This is a genomic window from Streptomyces ziwulingensis, assembly GCF_039542605.1.
Classification (GTDB): Bacteria; Actinomycetota; Actinomycetes; order Streptomycetales; family Streptomycetaceae; genus Streptomyces; species Streptomyces ziwulingensis.
In genome coordinates this window covers 1-1675 of record NZ_BAABIG010000028.1, presented here as the reverse complement: position 1 = coordinate 1675, position 1675 = coordinate 1, and the positions used below count along the sequence as shown (strand labels likewise).

At 73.9% G+C, this 1675-nt stretch carries 1 protein-coding gene; it reads left to right on the top strand.

Features of this window, described 5'->3' with window-relative positions; genetic code table 11:
* Nucleotides 1-1675: polyketide synthase dehydratase domain-containing protein (locus tag ABEB00_RS16930; protein ID WP_345620536.1), on the top strand; the 1675-nt coding region annotated here is incomplete at both ends.

The following is a 1675-nucleotide window of genomic DNA, read 5'->3' as shown; positions in this document are numbered from 1 at the left end:
CGCGATGCGCGACGAGCGCGGCGAGGCACAGACGCTCCTGCTCTCCGTCGCGGAGTTGTTCGTGCGGGGCGCGAAGGTGGACTGGGCGGCCGTGCTCCCCGAGGGCGCCACCAACGCCCACGTGGACCTGCCGACGTACGCCTTCGACCACCAGCAGTACTGGCTGCGGATGTCGGACTCGGTGGTGGACGCGGCGGCCCTGGGGCTGGTCGGTGCCGGGCATCCGCTGTTGGGTGCGGTGGTGCCGTTGCCGCAGTCGGACGGGCTGGTGTTCACCTCCCGGCTGTCCCTGCGCACCCACCCCTGGCTGGCCGACCACACCGTGGGCGGAGTCGTCCTGGTGCCCGGCACCGGACTGGTCGAGCTGGCCGTACGGGCCGGTGACGAGGTCGGCTGCGGAGTACTGGACGAACTCGTCATCGAAGCACCCCTGGTCGTCCCGGAGCAGGGTGCCGTACGCGTGCAGATCACCGTCGGCGGGCCGGACGAGACCGGCGTCCGCAGCGTGGAGGTGTACGCGGCCCCCGGCGACACCACCATGGCGGGCGAACCGGTCACCTGGACCCGGCACGCCACCGGACTCCTCGCGCCGGCCACCGGTGAGGCCGCGACCGGCACCTTCGACTTCACCGCCTGGCCGCCGCCGGGCGCGCAGCGGGCCGGGACGGACGACCTGTACGCCGAGTTGATCGCGCACGGCCACACGTACGGCCCGCTCTTCCAGAACCTGCGCGGCCTGTGGCGGCGCGGGGACGAACTGTTCGCCGAGGCCACGCTGGCGGAGGAGGACCAGACCGAGGCCGACCGGTACGGCGTCCACCCGGCGCTGCTGGACGCCGTCCTGCACCCGGCGCTGCTGGACGCCGCCGCCGGCGACGCCGCTGAGGTCTGGCAGCCGCTGGAGTGGAACCGGGTCGTGCTGCACGCCACGGGCGCCACCGTCCTGCGCGCCCGGCTCGTACGGTCCACGGCCGGCGCTCTGTCGGTGGAGGCCGCCGACGAGACCGGCGGCCCGGTCCTGACGGCGGACGCCGTGACCCTGCTGCCGGTCGCCGCGGACCGGCTGACTACGGCGGACACCGACCCGGGCACGGACGACGCGCTGTTCCGGGTGGAGTGGACCGAACTGCCCCCGCCCCGGCCGACCCGGGCGATACCGGAGTGGATCGCGCTCTCCGAACCCAGCGAGGTGACGGCGCTGGCGGACGGCGCCGCACTGCCGGACGCCGCCCTGCTCGACTGCGCCGGGGACGGCGTGGACACCGTGGACGGCGCGTTCGACACGGCGGCGCTCGCGCTGACCAGCAGGGTGCTGGGGGTCGTCCAGGCATGGCTGGCCGAGCCCAGGCTCGAAGCCACGCGCCTGATCGTGCACACCCGGGGTGCCGTGCCCGCCGGGGGCGACGCGGCCGTGACCGATCCGGCCGCCGCGGCCGTATGGGGCCTGGTCCGGGTCGCTCAGGCGGAGAACCCGGACCGGATCGTCCTGCTGGACACGGACGCGCAGCTCGGTGTGGACGTGGAGTCGTTGCTTGCTCCGGTGTTGGCGTGTGGTGAGCCGCAGGTGGCGGTTCGTGGTGGTCGGTTGTTTGTGCCGAGGCTTGCTCGTGCGGGTGGGTCTGCCGGTACAGGTCTTGGTGAGGGGTTTGGTCCGGCGGGTTCTGTGCTGGTTACG